16 protein-coding genes and 1 pseudogene are annotated in these 20123 nt (G+C 40.6%); 11 read left to right on the top strand and 6 right to left on the bottom strand.

Annotation, left to right across the window (positions count from 1 at the left end; all coding sequences use genetic code 11):
- Positions 1 to 144 precede the first annotated feature (144 nt).
- From BIZ36_RS15410 to BIZ36_RS15375, 8 genes and pseudogenes are all read left to right on the top strand, one after another.
- Positions 145 to 1497, top strand: a complete 1353-nt coding sequence (locus BIZ36_RS15410; RefSeq protein ID WP_187458790.1) for a Na(+)-translocating NADH-quinone reductase subunit A — start codon at positions 145 to 147, stop codon at positions 1495 to 1497.
- A gap of 23 nt (positions 1498 to 1520) precedes the next feature.
- Positions 1521 to 2774 carry an NADH:ubiquinone reductase (Na(+)-transporting) subunit B gene (locus tag BIZ36_RS15405; protein ID WP_286174842.1) on the top strand — a complete coding sequence of 418 codons (1254 nt, stop codon included), beginning with the start codon at positions 1521 to 1523 and terminating at the stop codon, positions 2772 to 2774.
- Between the two features lie 2 nt (positions 2775 to 2776).
- Positions 2777 to 3526 (top strand): Na(+)-translocating NADH-quinone reductase subunit C, encoded by a 750-nt coding sequence (locus BIZ36_RS15400; RefSeq protein WP_187458788.1) that lies wholly within the window; start codon positions 2777 to 2779, stop codon positions 3524 to 3526.
- A gap of 1 nt (position 3527) precedes the next feature.
- Entirely contained in the window at positions 3528 to 4175 is a 648-nt protein-coding gene (locus BIZ36_RS15395) for an NADH:ubiquinone reductase (Na(+)-transporting) subunit D (RefSeq protein ID WP_187458787.1), read from the top strand.
- 21 nt (positions 4176 to 4196) lie between these two features.
- Positions 4197 to 4805, top strand: a pseudogene (gene nqrE / locus BIZ36_RS15390) (NADH:ubiquinone reductase (Na(+)-transporting) subunit E); the annotation flags it as partial.
- Between the two features lie 146 nt (positions 4806 to 4951).
- A complete protein-coding gene (gene nqrF, locus BIZ36_RS15385; RefSeq protein ID WP_187458785.1) occupies positions 4952 to 6259 on the top strand; it encodes an NADH:ubiquinone reductase (Na(+)-transporting) subunit F in 1308 nt (435 codons plus the stop codon).
- Between the two features lie 77 nt (positions 6260 to 6336).
- Positions 6337 to 6696, top strand: a complete 360-nt coding sequence (locus BIZ36_RS15380; RefSeq protein ID WP_187458784.1) for a DUF8840 domain-containing protein — start codon at positions 6337 to 6339, stop codon at positions 6694 to 6696.
- Positions 6697 to 7707, top strand: coding sequence for an FAD:protein FMN transferase (locus tag BIZ36_RS15375; RefSeq protein WP_187458783.1), 1011 nt, complete (start codon positions 6697 to 6699; stop codon positions 7705 to 7707).
- On the opposite strand, the gene BIZ36_RS15370 is transcribed toward BIZ36_RS15375, so the two are convergent.
- From BIZ36_RS15370 to gpmI, 3 genes are all read right to left on the bottom strand, one after another.
- On the bottom strand, positions 7704 to 8384 hold the full coding sequence (locus tag BIZ36_RS15370; protein ID WP_222937420.1) for a class I SAM-dependent methyltransferase: 681 nt from the start codon (positions 8382 to 8384) through the stop codon (positions 7704 to 7706). The two genes, BIZ36_RS15375 and BIZ36_RS15370, sit on opposite strands and share 4 nt — an antisense overlap.
- Positions 8385 to 8516: 132 nt before the next feature.
- On the bottom strand, positions 8517 to 9335 hold the full coding sequence (map, locus tag BIZ36_RS15365; protein WP_187458781.1) for a type I methionyl aminopeptidase: 819 nt from the start codon (positions 9333 to 9335) through the stop codon (positions 8517 to 8519).
- Positions 9336 to 9364: 29 nt separating this feature from the next.
- Positions 9365 to 10882: a 2,3-bisphosphoglycerate-independent phosphoglycerate mutase gene (gpmI, locus tag BIZ36_RS15360; protein WP_187458780.1), complete on the bottom strand. Its 1518-nt coding sequence runs from the start codon at positions 10880 to 10882 to the stop codon at positions 9365 to 9367.
- A 291-nt stretch (positions 10883 to 11173) separates the two neighbouring features.
- Here gpmI and BIZ36_RS15355 point away from each other — a divergent pair, with 291 nt between their 5' ends.
- On the top strand, positions 11174 to 11566 hold the full coding sequence (locus BIZ36_RS15355; protein ID WP_187458779.1) for an ankyrin repeat domain-containing protein: 393 nt from the start codon (positions 11174 to 11176) through the stop codon (positions 11564 to 11566).
- A gap of 100 nt (positions 11567 to 11666) precedes the next feature.
- Here BIZ36_RS15355 and BIZ36_RS15350 read toward each other — a convergent pair whose 3' ends face one another.
- The 3 genes from BIZ36_RS15350 to BIZ36_RS15340 form a co-directional block, all read right to left on the bottom strand.
- Positions 11667 to 11834: a DUF6747 family protein gene (locus BIZ36_RS15350; protein ID WP_187458778.1), complete on the bottom strand. Its 168-nt coding sequence runs from the start codon at positions 11832 to 11834 to the stop codon at positions 11667 to 11669.
- Between the two features lie 251 nt (positions 11835 to 12085).
- Positions 12086 to 12850, bottom strand: a complete 765-nt coding sequence (locus BIZ36_RS15345) for a M48 family metalloprotease (protein ID WP_187458777.1) — start codon at positions 12848 to 12850, stop codon at positions 12086 to 12088.
- A 38-nt stretch (positions 12851 to 12888) separates the two neighbouring features.
- Positions 12889 to 13623 carry a M15 family metallopeptidase gene (locus tag BIZ36_RS15340; RefSeq protein ID WP_187458776.1) on the bottom strand — a complete coding sequence of 245 codons (735 nt, stop codon included), beginning with the start codon at positions 13621 to 13623 and terminating at the stop codon, positions 12889 to 12891.
- Positions 13624 to 14185: 562 nt separating this feature from the next.
- Between BIZ36_RS15340 and BIZ36_RS15335 the strand changes: the two genes are divergently transcribed.
- The gene (locus BIZ36_RS15335) at positions 14186 to 14905 is read left to right on the top strand and encodes a phage tail-like protein (RefSeq protein ID WP_187458775.1); all 720 of its coding nucleotides are present in this window, start codon (positions 14186 to 14188) and stop codon (positions 14903 to 14905) included.
- 46 nt (positions 14906 to 14951) lie between these two features.
- A partial coding sequence (locus tag BIZ36_RS15330) for a beta strand repeat-containing protein (protein WP_187458774.1) occupies positions 14952 to 20123 on the top strand: 5172 nt, incomplete at its 3' end.

Here is a 20123-nt window from a genome sequence, read left to right as displayed (position 1 = left end):
TTTTTTGTGGCAAAGTTAAACAAAATGCGTGCCCAATAAATTAAGATCGATATAGGATCCAAATTTATAGGCATTTATTATGAAAACTATCCTTTAAGTACTATTTTTGCGCAATATTTCAGTTAACCTAAGGTCTACAATAATATGTCTAAAGACATTCGGATTAAAAAGGGCTTGAACATTAATCTTGTTGGTGCTGCAGAGCAATCTACTTCTAAAGCTGTTCTAAGCAATGTTTACGCCATAAATCTTGACGATTTTCACGGAATAACACCTAAAATGTTGGTAAAGCAAGGAGCCGAGGTAAAAGCCGGGGAGCCTCTTTTCTATAATAAGAATAGGGAGGATATGCTTTTTGTTTCACCTGTGAGCGGTGAATTGGTGGAAATCAATAGAGGTGCAAGAAGAAAAATTCTATCCCTGAAAATTTTAGCGGATAAGGAACAATCACAATTAGCCCATACACCTTTGCAGGTGGAAAGTGCCTCTAAGGAGGAATTAAAGGCATACATGCTAAAAGGAGGTGTTTGGCCTTTTATAAAACAACGTCCCTATGATATAGTGGCGAATCCTGATGCTACACCAAAGGCAATTTTTATTTCCGCCTATGCCAGTGCCCCTTTAGCAGCCAATTATGATTATGTGCTACAAGGCAAGGAGGCGGAGTTGCAGGCGGCCATAACCGCTTTGGGGAAACTTACCCCAGGTAAGGTGCATGTATCCGTCGGTGCTCAGTCCAGCTCTCCATTGTCAGGTGTTAGTGGAGTGGAATTACATAAAGTTTCCGGTCCGCACCCTTCAGGTTTGGTGGGGACCCAAATCAATAAAATTGATCCAATCAATAAAGGAGAAACCGTTTGGACGGTAACGCCACAAGACTTGGTGGTTATAGGCGAGCTTTTGTTGACAGGAAAGTTCAATGCGGAAAGAGTGATCGCGCTTGCAGGCTCTTGCGTGAAGGCTCCCAAATATTATACAACAAAAATAGGTGCCGAAATTTCTACTTTTCTTTACAGTAGCGGTGTCACCAATGAAAACTTTAGGGTAATCAATGGTGATGTGCTAACGGGAAGAAAAAGTAGGCCAGATGGCTATCTAGGTTTTTATAACAATACGGTTTCCGTAATTCCAGAAGGCGATGATTATGACCTTTTTGGATGGAATAAACCTATCTTCAATAAAATATCGGCAACAAGGGCGCTTACCTTTTCTTGGATGCAGCCAAATAAGAAATACGATTTAGATACCAATACCAACGGGGAGCACAGGGCTTTTGTGGTTACCGGAATGTATGAAAAAGTATTTCCCATGGACATCTATCCGCTACAGTTGTTAAAGGCTTGTATGGTTCAGGATTTGGATGAGATGGAACAACTTGGTCTTTACGAGGTGGCCCCGGAAGATTTTTCACTTACGGAATTTGTGTGTGTGTCCAAACAACCACATCAGCAAATAATTAGGGAGGGTCTTGATTTGTTACATAAAGAAATAGGATAGAGATGAGTGATAAAAAATTAACATTGAAAAAAAGGCTGCACATTATTAAGCACCATTTTCGTGGAAAGAAAATGGCCCCTGCTTTTAATGCGTTTCATACCTTTTTGTTTACCCCGGATGAAACTACCCATAGTGGTAGTCATGTTAGGGCTGCGGATGATTTAAAAAGAACGATGAACACGGTTATTATGGCCTTGGTTCCCGTTTTGCTTTTTTCCATGTTCAATGCGGGATACCAGCATTACTCAGCAGTAAATGGTTTTCCGGAAAACTTCTCGGTAATGGAGCATTTCCTTACTTGGGATAACTTCTGGATCGGTATTATTAAAGTATTGCCGCTCGTGGCGGTATCTTACATAGTGGGTCTTACTGTGGAATTTATCTTTGCGGTAATTAAAGGTCACGAGGTAGAGGAAGGATACTTGGTAACCGGTATGTTGGTGCCTCTGATCGTACCAATAGATACACCTCTTTGGATGTTGGCCGTGGCCGTAGTATTCGGGGTGGTCATTGGGAAAGAGGTTTTTGGTGGTACCGGAATGAATATTTTGAATCCGGCATTGACTATTAGGGCTTTCTTGTTCTTTGCATATCCTACTTGGATGAGTGGTGATAAGGTCTGGGTATATGAAGCTGTTGAAAGGGCCGGTGGTCCGGATGCTATTTCTGGAGAAACTATTTTGGGGTATTTGGCACAGAACAAGGCCGCTGAAATGTCTTATTCGGTTTCTGACATGTTCTGGGGTTTTATTCCCGGTTCAGTTGGTGAAACCCCTACTTTTTTAATTCTCTTGGGAGGATTGTTCTTAATTTTCTCCAAGATTGCAAGCTGGAGGATCATGTTGAGTGCCGTTATCGGTTCTTTGGTTATGGGTTTGATCTTTAATGGTGTTGTAGATGCAGGTTGGATAGGTGAAACCAGTAAGTTCTACGGTTTGATGAGTTTTGATTTCTGGAAGCATTTAATTGTTGGAGGTTTGGCCTTCGGTATTGTTTACATGGCAACTGATCCTGTAACCGGAGCTCAAACCAATAGGGGAAAATGGTTTTATGGTTTTTTCATCGGGTTTATTTCTGTGTTGATCAGGGTGTTCAATCCTGCTTATCCAGAAGGTGTTTTCTTGGCCATTCTTTTAATGAACGTATTTGCGCCTACCATTGACCATTATGTGGTACGAGGTAATGTAAACAGAAGAATGAAACGATTGAAAAATGCTACCATCTTGCCAGAGGACTCAGAAGGCAAAGAAAAAGAACTTCAAGTAGAAACAGCTTAATTATGGCAATTAATACAGATAAGAACGTATACACCGTAGTGTTTGCCGCGGTTATGGTTATAGTAGTGGGTTCACTCTTGGCTTTTATGGCCTCAGGTTTAAAGAGTAGAATCCAAGAAAACGAACGTTTTGAAAAGCAGCAGAACATACTTTATGCCATGGGGGTTAATGAAAACCCTGATGAAGGTAGTGTTGCCTTTGTTCCTACGGACAAGGTAGAAGCGGAATTTTCAAAGTACATTAAGGAACAAATAGTTGTTAAGGGAGGTGAGGTTACCGAGAATCCGGAAGCTTATCTTATTGATATGAAAAAGCAACTAGCCAATTATAAAAAGGGGGAAACTCCAGAATTACCTGTTTTCATAGGTGAAAAAGACGGAAAGAAGTCTTACATCATCCCCATGTACGGTAAAGGTCTATGGGATGCTATTTGGGGCTATATTGCTTTAGATGAAAAAATGGTTGTTCAAGGGGTATTTTTTGATCATAAAGGGGAAACTCCTGGTCTAGGTGCCAATATCAACCAAAGATATTTTATGGATGACTTTTCAGGGGAATCTATTCTAGACGGTACTAGATATGCAGGCATCAATGTGGCCAAGGGTAACAACGATCCCTTGAACGAGGATAAGGATGATAATGAAGTGGATGCCATTGCCGGTGCTACCATTACCGGAAATGGAATTGCAGCCATGATCAAGGAGAGTATAGACCTGTACAAAGATTATTTACAAACTATTAGCGCAGAATAAAATGGCATTATTGACAAAAAAGGACGCGAAACTTATTTCTGACCCATTAGCGGACAATAACCCTATTACTATACAGGTATTGGGGATCTGTTCCGCATTGGCAATTACTGCAGAGTTAAAGGCATCTATTGTAATGTCCGTTGCGGTGATATTCGTTTTAGGTGTAGGTAACGTTGTTATTTCTCTTATGAGGAACATCATTCCTTCTAAAATTAGGATTATTGTTCAGTTGATAGTAGTAGCCACCCTGGTAATCGTGGTTGATCAGGTTTTAAAGGCATTTGCCTATGAGTTGAGTAAAACCTTATCGGTATTCATTGGCCTTATTATAACCAACTGTATTATTATGGGACGTTTTGAAGCCTTCGCTTTAGGTAATGGTCCGTGGAGATCGTTTTTGGATGGTATCGGTAACGCCTTGGGTTACGGTGTTATTTTGATCATTGTTGGTTTCTTTAGGGAACTTTTAGGTTCTGGAACCTTATTGGGGTACAAAGTTTTGGGGGACCCAATCGCCAAAACAGGATTATACGCTACGGGATACGAGAACAATGGATTTATGATCATTCCTCCCGCTGCCCTGATAGTTGTGGGTATTATCATCTGGGTACAACGTTCTAGAAACAAAGCACTGATTGAGGATCATTAATAAAGATTTAAAAGAAAAATTATGTTAGAGCATATTGAATTATTTTTCAAATCCATTTTCATAGACAACATGGTATTTGCCGTGTTCTTGGGAATGTGTTCTTACCTTGCGGTTTCTAAAAAGGTGTCTACAGCTGTAGGTCTTGGGGCTGCCGTTATATTCGTATTGGCGGTTACCGTACCCTTAAACTGGTTGTTGGACCAGTATTTGCTTCGTGATGGGGCATTGGTTTGGTTGGGGCCTGAGTACGCGGATTATAACCTGAGCTTCCTATCTTTTATCCTTTTTATCGCCACCATTGCAACCATGGTGCAATTGGTAGAGATCGTAGTAGAGAAATTTTCCCCCTCCTTATATAACTCTTTGGGGATATTCCTTCCTTTGATTGCTGTAAACTGTGCCATCCTTGGAGGTTCCCTGTTTATGCAATCTAGGGATATACAAAGTTTGGGCTTGGCCTTCAATTATGGTGTAAGTTCTGGTATTGGTTGGTTCTTGGCTATTTTGGCCATTGCCGCCATTCGTGAAAAAATTAGGTATTCCAATGTGCCTGCACCTTTACGTGGTTTGGGTATTACCTTTATAATTACCGGTTTAATGGGAATTGGCTTCCAAAGTTTTGGAGGAATGTTGACTGGCGGTGATGATGCGGCTCCTGTGGAGGATGAGCAAAGAATGGATTATGACAAAGTTTCGGAAATCAAGAAAGATAATCTTGATAAGGAAGACATAGACGAAAAGGAAATTTCATATAACGACGCAATAAACGAATAGATATGCTATTAGCAGCAAGTACGGGCGGAACAATATTAATTACCGTTGTCGCATTTTTGATCTTATTAATGGTTTTGGTAGCACTTCTGTTGTTTACCAAAGAAAAACTATCTCCTTCTGGTCCCGTGACCATAACTATCAATGGGGAGAAAAAGGTTGAGGTGGCCTCAGGAAGTTCATTGCTTTCTACATTAGGTAACCAGAAAGTCTTCTTGCCTTCAGCTTGTGGGGGAGGGGGTACCTGTATTCAATGTGAGTGCCATGTGCTTTCAGGCGGTGGTGAGGCATTACCAACAGAAACGCCGCATTTCTCAAAAAAGGAGTTGAACGCAGGTGCGCGGTTGGCGTGTCAGGTGAAGGTGAAGCAAGACATGGAAATCGAAATTCCCGAGGAGGTTTTCGGTATTAAAAAATGGAACGCTAAAGTAGTTCGTAACTATAATGTGGCTTCTTTCATTAAGGAATTTGTAGTTGAGATTCCTGAGGATATGAACTACAAAGCTGGAGGTTATATTCAAATTGAGGTTCCTAAATGTGAAATTAAATATGCTGATATTGATATCACGGCTCACCCGGAGGAACATGAAACACCTGATAAATTTCAGGCTGAGTGGGATAAATTCAACCTATGGCCTTTGGTAATGAAGAATCCGGAGTTGGTAGAAAGAGCGTATTCTATGGCTTCCTATCCTGCAGAGGGAAGGGAAATCATGTTGAATGTGCGTATTGCTACCCCACCATGGGACCGTGCTAAGAACGGTTGGATGGATGTTAACCCTGGTGTAGCTTCTTCTTATATTTTCTCGTTGAAGAAAGGAGATGATGTGGTTATTTCAGGACCTTACGGAGAATTTTTCATCAATGAGTCAGATTCTGAGATGTTGTATGTAGGTGGTGGGGCCGGTATGGCGCCAATGCGTTCGCATTTGTACCACTTGTTCAAGACATTACAGACCAATAGAAAAGTGACTTATTGGTATGGAGGTCGTTCTAAGAGGGAATTGTTCTATTTAGAGCATTTTAGGGAGTTGGAGAGAAACTTCCCCAACTTTAAATTTTATTTGGCACTTTCCGAGCCTTTGGAAGAAGACAACTGGAAGGTGAAGGAAGATCTTGATGCCCCAGGCGATGGTTTTGTTGGTTTTATTCACAATTGTGTAATCGACAACTATTTGAGCAAACATGAAGCTCCCGAGGATATTGAGCTTTACTTCTGTGGTCCCCCACTAATGAACAAAGCCGTTCAGAAAATGGGTGAGGATTTTGGAATTCCGGATGAACACATTCGTTTTGATGACTTTGGAGGATAATCGTACTTCAGGTTTAATTCAAATGAACATATTAAAAACCGGTGTACTTTGCATCGGTTTTTTTGGCTAGATAGGTTATGGGAAAGGAACTAACGGAACAGGAATTGCACAATCTGGCAATGAATATAGTTGGCAGGGAATTAGAAGCGAACGGTTTTGAGTTTATGGGTGTGAACAGTAAGCCTAAAAGAAATCCACAATTCGTTTGTTTAAAGGATAAAATACTTCATTTTATAGTGGTAAGGCCTATTGCATATCCAAATAACCCTTCTGACTATGACAAGACTTTAATGGCTAAAATGAAAGAGCATGCAGATAAACACGAGGCCAAAACTTACTTTGCCGGTGTTGGGTTGTCCAATGCTAAGGATAGAAATTTGCCAGTTTACTTGAACGAGGATTATATAGTTGATTACAGAGGGTTGATAGAAATTTAAATGAAAAGGATTTTAGCAGTATTATTTGGGTTGCTTTTTTTGGCTTGTGGAAATAGCGAGCCCGAAATTATAAGGAATGAAAGTCACGGGTCAGCCTTGGGCACTACGTACAATTTAATTTATTTTTCGGTTCAAAAACGTATTGATTTACAAAAGGAAATCGATTCTACTTTTGCTGCCATGAATCAATCGCTATCGACCTATATTCCGGATTCCGATATATCTAAGATTAATGATGGGGAAGAGGGATTGGTAGTTGACATGATGTTTCAAGAAGTTTTTCATTTATCAAAAACTATTCATGAAGCTACCAACGGTTATTTTGACCCCACTGTGGGCCTTTTGGTAAATGCATGGGGGTTTGGTTCTGAAAAAGGAATACAAATGGATAGCGCCTCTGTAGATTCGTTGATGAAACGAGTAGGATTTGATAAGGTGAAACTCAATGGGAAAAATGTTATTGAAAAGCAGGTTCCCAATATGTACTTGGAGTTCAATGCTATTGCCAAAGGTTATGCTGTAGACCGTCTTGCGGCCTTGATGGATGAAAAAGGGATTCAAGACTATTTACTGGAAGTTGGTGGGGAATTGGTCGCAAAAGGAACAAATATTCAAAAGCAAAAAGAATGGGTTGTAGGTATAGATGATCCCCAGGTTATAGATGGTAGGGAACTAAAGGCAACCATAACACTTACAGATAGAGCTTTGGCATCTTCTGGTAATTATAGGCACTTTAGAATAGACGCGGAGACAGGCAAAAAATATGTCCATACAATCGACCCTACTTCTGGATTTACGAAAAATGGCAATACTCTAGCGGTAACCATTTTGGCGGAAAATTGCGCAACAGCAGATGCCTATGCAACTGCTTTTATGGCTATGGATTTAGATGATGCCCTTAAGCTTTTAACATCTCAAAAGGATTTGGAGGCTTATATCATTTATGTTGATGAGGAGGGTAATACCCAAGAGTTCATGAGTCCGGGTTTTGAGGAGGTGGTATTGAACTAGTAATTTAGTTTTCTCACCACTGGAATGATTTCATTGGGAGCTAATCTATATTTATCCAGTTCTTCTTCGCTTAGTATGGAGGTGTAATCTACTTCCTCCACATCAAAACCTATAGACCTTAGTTTGTTAAAATAGTCCGAACCGTAAACGCGAACATGGTCATATTGGCCAAAAATTTTAGTACGCTCTTTTTTATCCGTTATGGAATTGTCCTCAAATGTCCTGTCTCTGGTCAAATCTTGAGGAATTTGAAAAACACCCCATCCTCCGGGTTTTAGTATTCTATAAAGCTCCTTCATGGCCTTTGTATCATTAGGTATATGCTCTAGGACATGATTGCAAAGAATGACATCAAAACTGTCATTGTCAAAAGGGAGGTGGCAGATATCTGCCTTTATATCGGCTAGGGGAGAATTAAGGTCTGTGGTAATGTATTGAAGGTTTTTAAGCTTTCTAAAACGTTTATAAAAGGGTTGTTCTGGAGCAAAATGCAATACTTTTAAAGGGGCGCTAAAAAAATTGGACTCCCCTTTAAGATATAGCCATAATAACCGGTGTCTTTCTAAGGAGAGGGTGGAGGGGGAAAGTACATTTTCCCTTGGGTCCTCATAGCCGTAGGGTAGAAATTTTCTAAAACTCCTGCCGTCTATGGGGTCCGTATACTTGGAGCCCTTCATCCACAAAGCAAAAATTGGCCTAACCAAATAACTTAAACTAATGAGCCATGGCCTAGGGATGAGATTGAGGAAAAACTTGAAAATTCTGGACACAAAGGCAATTAATTAGTACCAAAGCTACGGGCTTCGGGGTTAGAGAACGAGTTTCTTTTGACGAAATTCATCTTCCTCCTCACTTTTTATACCCAAAGCTTCATAAATATATTGATAGGTTGAAAGTAGTTCCGGTTTACCGTTTACTATTGCAACATTATGTTCAAAATGAGCGCTGGGTTGACCATCTGCGGTGAGAATGGTCCATCCATCTTTTAATTGCTTAATTCTACGGGTACCCATATTTATCATGGGTTCAATGGCAACCACCATTCCTTCGGCAAATTTTTTGCCCCTACCACGTTTTCCGTAGTTGGGCATTTCAGGTCCTTCATGTAGTTTTGTTCCCAATCCATGACCTACGAGTTCCCGTACTACGCCATATCCATGGTTTTCACAGTAATTTTGAATGGCAAAAGCCACATCGCCTACTCGATTACCTACTTTGAACTCTCTAATACCTATGTAAAGAGACTCTTTGGTCACCTGTAACAACTTTTTCGTCTCAGGAGCTACCTCACCAACTTGAAAGGTATAGGCGTGATCACCGTAATACCCATTTTTAAGGGCACCGCAATCTACAGAAATTATATCCCCATCCTTAAATGGTTCCTTGGTGGGTATGCCATGGACCACTTGCGCGTTAGGACTCATGTTTAGGGTGTTGGGAAAGCCGTACATTCCCAAGAAACCGGGCTCTGCACCTTGAGATCGAATAAAATCTTCGGCCAACTTATCTAAATAGAGTGCATCAACGCCTGGTTTTAATTCAGAGGCGATTAGTCCCAAGGTTTTGGAAACAACTAATGCGCTTTCGCGCATTAGTTCTATTTCTTCTGGAGTCTTTAATTTTACCATAGCGGCAAAGGTACGTAATTGCTAGTATTTTATACCAAAGCTTCCCTAGTCATTAGTTCAGGTTGCGCAACACCCATCATTTTCAGAATAGTGGGTGCAATATCGCCTAAAACACCATCCTTAATGGCCTTAATTTCATTGTCTACCAATATAAGAGGAACGGGATTGGTGGTATGGGCTGTATTAGGGCTGCCATCAGGATTGATCATGGTATCACAGTTCCCATGGTCTGCAATTACAATAGTAGAATATCCGTTTTCCAGTCCGCTACTTACCACTGCATTCGCACATTCATCAACTACCTCACATGCCTTAATTGCCGCGTTCATATCTCCGGTATGTCCCACCATGTCTGGGTTGGCAAAATTTAGGCATACAAAATCCACCTCTCCTTTTTGTAGTTCAGGGATAATGGAATCTTTGATTTCATAAGCACTCATTTCCGGCTTAAGATCGTAAGTGGCTACTTTGGGCGAAGGGCAAAGTAATCTTTCCTCACCTTCAAAGGGAGTTTCCCTTCCTCCATTAAAGAAAAAGGTAACGTGGGGATACTTTTCCGTTTCGGCAATTCGTATTTGCTTCTTGCCAGCTCTTTCAAGCACCTCTCCTAAAGTATCTTTTATATTTTCTTTATCGTAAACAACGTTGACCCCTTTGAAAGAATCGTCGTAATTGGTCAAAGTAACATAATAAAGGCCCAACTTCTTCATTTGAAATTCAGGCATATCCTCTTGGCTCAGTACTTGTGTCAGCTCCCGCCCTCTATCGGTTCTAAAGTTGAAAAAGATAACCACATCATCTTCCTTTATTTGAGCCACAGGACTACCAGAAGCATCCGTCATTACTATAGGTTCAATAAACTCATCCGTAGTGCCGGCATCATAACTTTTTTGTAATGTAGGGCCTATTTGAGTGGATTTTTCACCCACATTTTTTACCATTACATCGTAAGCTTTTTTTACCCTTTCCCAGCGCTTATCACGGTCCATGGCAAAATAACGGCCTATTACCGTAGCCAATTGGGCATTCTTGTCTTTTGTGTAGGATACCAAATCTTCTAAGAAGCCTTTTCCACTTTTAGGATCCACGTCCCTACCGTCTGTAAAAGCATGCACGTACATGTCTTTTAGTCCAAAACCGTGACCGGCGTCTATAAGTCCTTTTAGGTGGGAAATATGGCTATGAACGCCACCATCACTTAAAAGACCTAAAAAATGAACATCCTTATCGTTTTTCTTTGCATAGTTGAACGCTTCTTGAAGCACCTTTTCATCCTTTAAGGTATTTTCTTCTACGGCGAGATTAATTTTGGCTAAATCTTGGTAAACAATCCTACCCGCACCTAAATTCATATGACCTACTTCACTATTTCCCATTTGTCCTTCCGGAAGACCTACGTTCATACCATCGGTCAAAAGATTAGCATTTGGGTATTTTCCATAAAGGGAATCCACAAAGGGGGTGTTAGCGTTGGCTATGGCAGATACTTTTGGGTCTGGAGATTTGCCCCATCCGTCAAGGATCATTAAAATTACTTTTTTGTTCATTCTTTATTGACTTTTACTGAGTTTCAAATGTACTGTGAAATGGGGCATTAGGCAATTATATTAGCTGTTTTTTGAAGGGGAATTACCTATTCTTAAGTACACTTAAAATGAGTCAACCTTGAACCTTGGATAATACTTTTCTATAAAAGGTGTTTCTTAAATTGAAGTTAATGAAAAGTGAGGTTTTGTTAAAAATTAAATTTTTCTGGATAAAGTTGAAACAATATGCAAAAAGGGTCGTCTATAATAATACAATCAAAATATTCATTCATCAATCAAAAATCAATCATCATGAAAAAAACGATTCTTTCCGCCGCACTAGTTTGTCTAGCATTTTCTACAGGTCTTGAGGCCAACGCAATTGACAAAGCAAATGAAGGTGTTGTAATTGAAAATATTAAAAATTTAGAGGTAAGCTCTTTCTGCAAAGCTATTATGCAGGGGGATATAGATACCGTGAAGAAGCTTATTGATTTGGGTGAGGATATCAACCAAAAATCCCTAGGAATGACCCCGGCCATTTATGCCGCGAGGTATAACAAAGCCGAAATCTTACAGTTGTTGATCGATAACGGGGCCAACTTAAAAATTAAGAGTGACAAGGGATATTCCGTTATGAAGTATGCAGAACTTTCAAATGCTACGGAAGCTTTACAGGTACTTGAAACAGCTTTGGGTAGCTAATAGTTAACTCCAATAAAAACAAAACCCGGACCAAATGGTCCGGGTTTTTTCATTTTCAAAAAATAGTGTGTCTACATAAAAGAGCGACAGTAAGACTGTCTTAAAACTCAAATCCGTTTATGGCTCGGTCCATGAAGGCATATACTGCCATTAAAATCATAATTGCACTAAAAACGGAATAGGCCTTTAAAAGCACTACTAAAATTTCCGGTTTGCAATTATCAAATGCCTCAACATAAAGATTTTTAAAATGTGTAATTGTTCCCATATAGTTTCATTTTCATTCCGGGTTCTCAAGCCGGTTAATTAGCAAATCAGAGCTATAAGGGGTTAAATAAAAGGTAGCTTATTTAAGCAAATTTGGGAATGGTAAAGATAGGTAATTAGAAAAGGCACTGTAGGGGGTGAAGAAGCGGTTCATCGAAATTAACAGTATTTCAAAGGAAAATTATACTAGAATACAGCCTTTGAAGGAAGAATTTTACAATGTAAATGAGATACGAAGTGCAATTGCGAAATTTATTGGTTTCTATACTTTTGAATGGATTCCCTTATTTTTTCAATTCTATTTTCGGGATCGGGATGAGTGCTCTGAAATTCCGGAACACGATTGGGGCCCGCTGCCTCCTTTAAAATTTTCATGACCGTGATCATTTCTTCGGGTTCATATCCAGATTGCATCATAAAGAGAACCCCTAGATCATCACTTTCCAACTCATCATCCCTGCCGTTACTCAAAAGGGTGTTCTGGCCAATTCCTCCCACCAAGTCGCCTAAATCCCCACCTACGGAAGCTCCTGTGGATACGGTTTGCCAAAATTCACCTTCTGCAATTCGCTCTGCAGAATGCCGTCCAATAACGTGCCCTATTTCATGACCTAGAACTCCTGCCAGCTGCGCTTCGTTCAATTGTTTATAAAGAGCGTAGGTAATAAAAATTGGTCCACCAGGTAAGGCAAAAGCATTGATTGTCTGGTCATCTGCCAAAAGGTGAAAGTCATACTGGTAGGGCGTTTCGCTGGCGATACTATTTTTAACAAGTCGGTTGCCTATTTTGTCAACATACGCTTGCATTTGCTTATCTGGATACAGTCCGCCGTATTGCTGGGCTATTTGAGGGGCACTTTGGAGACCAATGGCAATTTCTTGATCAGAAGACATATTAATGGTCTGTATTCTACCAGTATAGGGATTTTCCTCCTTGCTGTTGCACCGCTTTATAAAAGCAAAGGCAACAATGGCCAACCCAATAAATATGCGTATTTTCCAACTACCTCTTCTCATTGTTGTTACGATCTATTGCAAGACAAGGTACAAAAGACTTATAAAAGTTCTGTGTTGATATCCAAGATATTATCCTCTATGTAATTGGTAAGGAAGCCTTCAGTAAAATGTTCACTACCATAAAAATCTTCTTTGGACAGCAACTGCATTATATTCTTGCTCCTAAATTCTTTGAGCATAGGTTTGGAAATAGGGGCATAGCTAAAATGCCAAGGCTCATATTTAAAACCTCTTCTTCCGGGAGTATCAGTGTATACAAGATAAAAATGATATTTGTTGGCATTTTCATCCATCCATTTTTTTAAATTGTTAAATGGCTGTCCTTCATTAAATTTATCGGGATCCAGAACATCCCCATTTACTTTTTGATATCCATCGATAATATCAATATCTGTTCCCCAATGATGTCTACTGGTGCCCGGTATGGTAGAATACTCAATGATTTTGTCAATGGCCTCGATGGGCTTCATTTGATTATCATCTGTATACTTAAGGTATTTGCGCTCCCAAATACCTCTTTGGCGTTCAAAACTTCGGTAACTAGAAACTATTTTAAGATTGATTCCATCGCTATATGCTGCCTTTTTCATTTCAACAAAGGCGTCATGGGCTTCTTTCCTTAGGTTAATGTCCTTACCGTACAGTTTAATATCTGTCTTGCCCATGAGTTCCAGAATGGAAAATTCAAATTCTTTACCGTGGGACAAAAGTGGTAAATGGCTCAAAGCCAACCCACCTAATGCCGTTGTTTTTATAAATTTCCTTCGCTGCATATCCTATCTTGAATTTATTCGGTGAAAATCTTGTTTATTCTACTATTTATAAACGCTTGGGTAGGGTAAATGTTATCATATAGAACAGAAACCTTTTGCAATTTACTCCATTAATATCAAAGATGCTGCCAAAAGTTAGGAAGGCCAAAACTAAAAAGAGAAGGGAGTTAAAATTTCAATTTAGTTAGATGCTACAATTTACATTCTTGTCAGAGGTCTTTCCTAGTCTCTTTTTTACAATTTGTAAGAATATTCTGTTGTTTTTATTTTAGACTGGCTGTATTATTTCCTACACTTATGTAATTACCACCTCTTCGTTGAATACTCTTGAAAATACTTACGTAAATGAACGAAAACGTTATAGTTTATAGTCGTGTAGGTTCAATTAATATAGTATTTAATAGATAAACTACACGTTTTCTTCGTTTCATCTACAAAATGTAAGTAATTACAACATTTAGTTTTCATGGATTGATTCTGAAAATATATTTGTCTTTATATAAATGTTGTTTATTCCTACAAAAGCATTAATCGTTATTATAAGACAAATAATTCAAAAGTGATGAAAAACAATTTCGTGCTCCCCACAGAACCCAAGCGTATTTATGGTATCATACTTTTTCTAATGTTGACCAGCTTGGCACTTACAGTTGCATCTGCGCAATCTGTTGGTATTAATACCTTAACACCTAATGCAGCTGCCGCATTGGATATTGAGTCCACTACGGGTGGTCTTCTCATTCCTAGAATGACCACTACTCAAATGAATGCTTTAAGTAGCCCTCCAGACGGGTTGTTGGTTTATAACACCGATGAAGAAAATACCATGATGTTCGTGCAGGGTAGTGCTTATGAATTATTTAACCGTACCGCAACCAATACCATGGCCGTATTATCTGGATTGGAGCCCGCGATTTGGTTAAATGTTGGGTTCTTGAATCCTACGGAAATATTGGGATTATCCGTTCATCGCTTTAGAATGGACCTCACCAATGCCAGACAGGCCAGGGTTGTTGCCAATGTGTCCGGTTTAACTTTGGGCTTGGGTTCCGGACTTACCTTGTCCCTTCAATATTCCACAGATGGGTCTACCTGGCTCCCATTAAACTCGGCCACTTTTGGACCTGGGCTATCGATTACCGTAAACGGTTTGTTAACTACTCCTTGGGTAGATATAGATGCCGGTGCCCAGAATGATGTTCAGCTTCGATTGGTTGGTCAGGCCAGCGGAGGGATTGTTACCCAAGTAGGTCTTGGGCTTGTTCAGGTGGAGGTAAGGTAAAAAACCTTTTCTCCCTTTTATCCTTTTTAATAATGTAGCTCCCCAGATGATGAAAACAGCGTATTACCTTGGTTTCCTGCTATTTTTTAACCTATTTATACTTTCGGCTCAAGATGGACTTAATTTGATTGGCAGTTCCGTGTCAATTGTAGATGGAGCATCCATTCGAGTAAAAGGAGGAGATTTAAATGTTTCCGATGAAGGTCAAATAAAGAATTCTTCCCTAATAAGCGTTGGGGGAGATTGGATCAATAACAATACCACTGGTCCAATCTTTACTACCGATTCTGAAGGTACCGTAATTTTAAATTCAACTGCTCCTGTAACCATTGGTGGTACAACATCTACACTTTTCTACAATCTGGTATTACAGGTAGATCAGGCCACCTTGGACGTGAATACCATTGTAGGTGGACATATTTCTGGGGCCAACCTAGGAGTTTTGGATTTGGACAATGCACAGCTTAACTTAAATTCCCATACGCTACAAATAACGAACTCGGTTGTAGGTGCTTTGATAGAGAATGGAGGCTTTGTCGTAAGTGAAGACGTTTTAAACGAAAGTAAGGTTATTTGGGAAACCTCTGTTGACGGTGGTGCTTACACCATCCCCTTTGGTACTGTGTCAGGTGATGTCATTCCTATGGGTATAGAAAGATCATCAGGAGATTTGGGCACCATTACGGTATCTACCTATCCCGTAGGTGCAGATATGCTACCTTTGCCAACCGTACCGGAGACGGCCACGAGTATGGTAAACACCAACGGAAACGATTTAACTACTGGTACGGTCAACAGGTTTTGGCAACTTGATAAATCCGGAACTGGATCGGCAAATCTTTCTTTTACTTATGCCGATGCAGAAGCCCCCGTTGATGGGGAAAATAATATAGCGGCCTACAGGTACGATACCAATTCCGATAGATGGCAATACCAAGGGGCTACCTTGTACGATGCAGCAAGTAACTCGTTAATAGTAAATAATGTCACCTCTTTTTCCCCTTGGACTACCTCGGGAGGAGCTTCACCGGTTATAGATTTAAACGGGATAACCGCAGGTGTTGATCATGATCAGCAGTTTAGGCCAACAACAGGAAATATAGCTGCTATATCCGTATCCCCTACCTTAACTTCGGTTGATAATACCATTACCAGTGCTACACTCACTTTTGGTGGAAATGTGGATGCCACCGAATATTTGTATGTTACCAACGGACCCGTTCAATTTGCTTTTACGGCGGCCTCAAACACCTATGATTTTACGGTAAATGGCACTATTATCAGAATGGTGCAGAATTTTGGCACTTTTACCTTCACGGAACTCTCTGGAACTCCAATTGCTAACGATGTATTCATTGAATTTTTAAACAGTTTATACTACAGAAACAATACGAACACGCCAACGGATGGTGTCAGAACTGCTAATTTATCGGTGACCGATACGAATTCCGATACAGCTTCTGCAACAACCACCATTAGGGTTTATAATAATGGTCCGGTAGCAGTTGATGATACCAATTCAATTGCCGCAAATAATACAGGTTCCGTAACTGGTAATGTTTTAACGGATGGTACCCCGGATTCAGGAACAGGTCTTTCCGTTTCTGAAATAGATGTTTACGCACCTCAAGTAGGGGTTCCCTATAAAACACTTTATGGCACGTTTACCATAAATTCAAATGGAAGCTATAGCTATGATGTTGATGAATCGAATTCCGCTGTAACGGGACTTAAGAATGGAGAGAGTATACAAGATATCATATCCTATACGGTAAAGGATGCCAACGATATTACTGATTATGGAATTCTTAGTATTACCATCAATGGTGTGGATGAAGCTCCCGTAGCTTTGGACAATACCGATGAAATTTACGTTATAACTGAATCCTCCGTTTCAGGAAATATTATAACGGATATTGGGGTAGATGGCGCCGATTTTGTAGATAGGGGCCTTTCTACTTTAGTATGGGAAAATGAATTTAGTGCCCCAGGGGGCGTTTATGGGGGGCTTTCGGCTCCGGTAAACGGACAAACTAGGACCATTTCAGGAGTTGATTTAAATTTTTCTTCGACCGATCCATCAAATATTGGAATTCCGGATCAAAACCAGACGGTATTTCAAACGGGAACCAATGGAGGTCATACAGGCTATCTTTTGTTTGCAATTGATGCTGCTTCAAATCCATCTAGCGATACCCAATTGATTATTGATTTTAATGAACCGGTTTACAATCTAGGGTTTTTGGTAGCCGATATAGATTTTGCCCAGTCCACTTCTTGGCAAGATCAAATGACTATTTCTGGAACCCTAGGTGGGGTTTCCTCAGCCTTTAACATAACAACCACAGGTGGGGTTATTGATGCCGGAAATGGCACTTACTACGGTGTTGGTAACGCCATTGCCAGTGATGCTACGGGCAATGTCAATGTCTTCTTTGAAGAGGCGATTGATCAATTGGTTTTAAGTTATAATTATGGACCTAACGCTACGGATGCCGATCAAGGTGGGCAAATTGCCGGAATATCCGATATTTATTGGCAAGGTGTTGACCCAAATATTGTTATTTCTGAGATTGATGCGAATGCGGCCAACGTGGGTATCGTGTATACCGGTACCTACGGAACCATTGTAGTAAATGCGGATGGAAGTTATACGTATACCCCGGATACTGGGAATCCGGATGTTTCCGGACTTTTGGTCGGCGAAACATTGACTGAAACTTTTGAATACAGGCTGACGGACGGAGCAAATTCCGATACGGCCAACTTGATTATTACTCTTAGGGGAACACAAATGGATTCTGATGATGATGGGATTGTGGATTCCGTTGATTTGGATGGGGATAACGATGGTATTTTGGATATTAACGAATTTGATTGCCCAGCTGGATATATAGATTTAGGAACTACTTTTTCAGATAATGCAAATACAAATGGATCTGTTGTCAACACCTATAATTATAACGGGGTAACCGGTACATTTTCTTATGAGTTGCTTAATAACGCTGTTTGGAACAACGGAGTTAACAGCGCTGGCCCTACGGCGGGTATTGATGGTAATTACGTAAATGTACAACCTACTAACACCAGTTTTTTACCTCAATATATTTATCCTAAGGACGCAAATAATATTGACGCCGCAGTATATACTTTCACATTTGATACGCCTATTCAAATTTCTGAGTTTAAATGGGGCGGATTGGATAATGCAGATAGAGCTGACTTTTCTGCATCTTTAAATGGTAACAATGTACCACTAGAAATCTCTAATATTAACGTCAACCCAGCTGATATTACGATTTCAAATCAATCTGTGGTAAGTCTTTCTGCCGGAGCAAACGCCCCTAACAACTCAATCTCAGTGTCCTCTAAAGGCGCAGTAGACACCATTATTATTGTTACAGGTAAGAATGATGGAAGAGCAGGAAATGTTACTATGCAATTTTATGAATTTAGTTATTGCGTAGCAGTTGACACTGATTTAGACGGTACACCAGATTACTTGGATATTGATAGTGACAACGATGGCTGTTTTGATGCTGTGGAAGCTGGTCATTTAGACGAGGATTCAGATGGGGAAGTAGATGGTACCGGTTATGACGCCAATGGTCAAGTTACAGGAGCTACCACTTCTTATACGGGTACAACATTAGCGGTTACCAATGCCGTACAAAAATCGATTGATACGGCACCGGTAAATCAAGAGGTGAGTAATGGATCGGACGCAACTTTTAGTGTAGTTGCTTCAGCACTAGCTGCATCTTCCTATTCGGGAGGCACTCCAAATTATGATACCAACGCTGATGGTGGGCTTACATATCATTGGCAGGTAAGTTCAGATGGGGGAACTAGCTTTTCCAATATTGTGGGTGAGAATTCTTCCACCTTAAATTTAACGGCTGTGGATCTATCCATGGATGGAAATATATATAAAGTGTTGGTGGTTCATACAAACAATCCATGCCTCATGGAGGCGCAGGCTGTTTTGGCCGTCAATAACCATATTGATGCGGTAAATGACAATGTCAATATATCCGCTGTAGAAGGGTTTTTGGGCGTAACTAATGTGGCAAATGTGTTGGATAACGATGAAATTAATGGCGTCTTTGTCAACCCGGCAGAGGTTACCTTAACACCTGTAACCGATGGACCACTAACGGTAAATTCCAATGGTTCCATTGATGTCGCAAGTAATACGGCTTCCGGGGTATATACCATCAACTATCAGATATGCGAAACCGCGAACCCCACCAATTGTGATACGGGTATTGCCACCATCTCGGTAGGAGCAAATAGCCTACCTTCTGCACAGGATGATTCTTTTACTGTAGCGGAAGATAGCTCCAATAATAACCTAAATGTTTTGGCGGATAATGGAAACGGTGTAGACGATTTTGGTGCCGATGGGCCAAACGCTGGTTCTTTAACCTTACCATCCGCAACTACTGTAAATGGAGGGGTAATAGCTGTGGATAACAACGGAACGCCAGCGGACCCTACCGATGACACCATCGTATATACTCCTGCAACGGATTTTGTGGGAACGGATACGTTCGATTATACCATCACCGATGCTAATAATGATACTTCAACCGCTACAGCAACTATTACGGTGGTAGCTACCCCAACGATTGCCATTGATGTAGTGGCCATTGATGATATTATCAATGCTACCGAAGATGATAGTCCGGTAACCATTAGTGGAACAACCACCAATGTGGAAGATGGACAAACAGTCACCGTTGTTTTAAACGGCCAAACGTATACCACTACGGTTACTTCGAATACATGGAGTTTGGATATTTCAGCTACAGATGCACAGGCACTTCCTGCTAATGCAACAATTACTGCAGATGTCGCAAATGTTTTTGGAACAGATGCCGTTCAAGCTTCTAGGGGCATTCAGCATATAACAACTTTGCCCGTTCCAATTTTAGAGATAGACGACATTACTGCGGACAATATATTGAACGGTACGGAAGCGGGCGGGAACGTAGACGTTACCGGAACGGTAAGCGGCGACTTCAATGCGGGCGATACCGTGACCCTGACGGTGAACGGCACCGATTATACCGGCACCGTTGATGCACTTGGCGCCTACAGCATATCCGTACCTGGAAGCGAACTGGCCGCCGATGGCGATACGACCGTCGATGGCAGCGTAACGACCACCGATACTGCCGGCAACCAAGGCACGGCCACGGACACCCAAACATAT

This window comes from Cytophaga sp. FL35, assembly GCF_014349235.1.
GTDB lineage: Bacteria > Bacteroidota > Bacteroidia > Flavobacteriales > Flavobacteriaceae > Euzebyella.
Note: the sequence above shows the minus strand (reverse complement) of the source record. Positions and strands in the feature narration are given on the sequence as shown.

Coding starts and splice junctions, on each gene's coding strand:
- BIZ36_RS15410 (WP_187458790.1), top strand. CDS start 145: ATGTCTAAAGACATTCGGATTAAAAAGGGCTTGAACATTAATCTTGTT.
- BIZ36_RS15340 (WP_187458776.1), bottom strand. CDS start 13,623: ATGCAGCGAAGGAAATTTATAAAAACAACGGCATTAGGTGGGTTGGCT.
- BIZ36_RS15395 (WP_187458787.1), top strand. CDS start 3,528: ATGGCATTATTGACAAAAAAGGACGCGAAACTTATTTCTGACCCATTA.
- BIZ36_RS15350 (WP_187458778.1), bottom strand. CDS start 11,834: ATGGGAACAATTACACATTTTAAAAATCTTTATGTTGAGGCATTTGAT.
- nqrF (WP_187458785.1), top strand. CDS start 4,952: ATGCTATTAGCAGCAAGTACGGGCGGAACAATATTAATTACCGTTGTC.
- gpmI (WP_187458780.1), bottom strand. CDS start 10,882: ATGAACAAAAAAGTAATTTTAATGATCCTTGACGGATGGGGCAAATCT.
- BIZ36_RS15375 (WP_187458783.1), top strand. CDS start 6,697: ATGAAAAGGATTTTAGCAGTATTATTTGGGTTGCTTTTTTTGGCTTGT.
- BIZ36_RS15345 (WP_187458777.1), bottom strand. CDS start 12,850: ATGAGAAGAGGTAGTTGGAAAATACGCATATTTATTGGGTTGGCCATT.
- BIZ36_RS15380 (WP_187458784.1), top strand. CDS start 6,337: ATGGGAAAGGAACTAACGGAACAGGAATTGCACAATCTGGCAATGAAT.
- map (WP_187458781.1), bottom strand. CDS start 9,335: ATGGTAAAATTAAAGACTCCAGAAGAAATAGAACTAATGCGCGAAAGC.
- BIZ36_RS15400 (WP_187458788.1), top strand. CDS start 2,777: ATGGCAATTAATACAGATAAGAACGTATACACCGTAGTGTTTGCCGCG.
- BIZ36_RS15335 (WP_187458775.1), top strand. CDS start 14,186: ATGAAAAACAATTTCGTGCTCCCCACAGAACCCAAGCGTATTTATGGT.
- BIZ36_RS15355 (WP_187458779.1), top strand. CDS start 11,174: ATGAAAAAAACGATTCTTTCCGCCGCACTAGTTTGTCTAGCATTTTCT.
- BIZ36_RS15370 (WP_222937420.1), bottom strand. CDS start 8,384: ATGAAGGGCTCCAAGTATACGGACCCCATAGACGGCAGGAGTTTTAGA.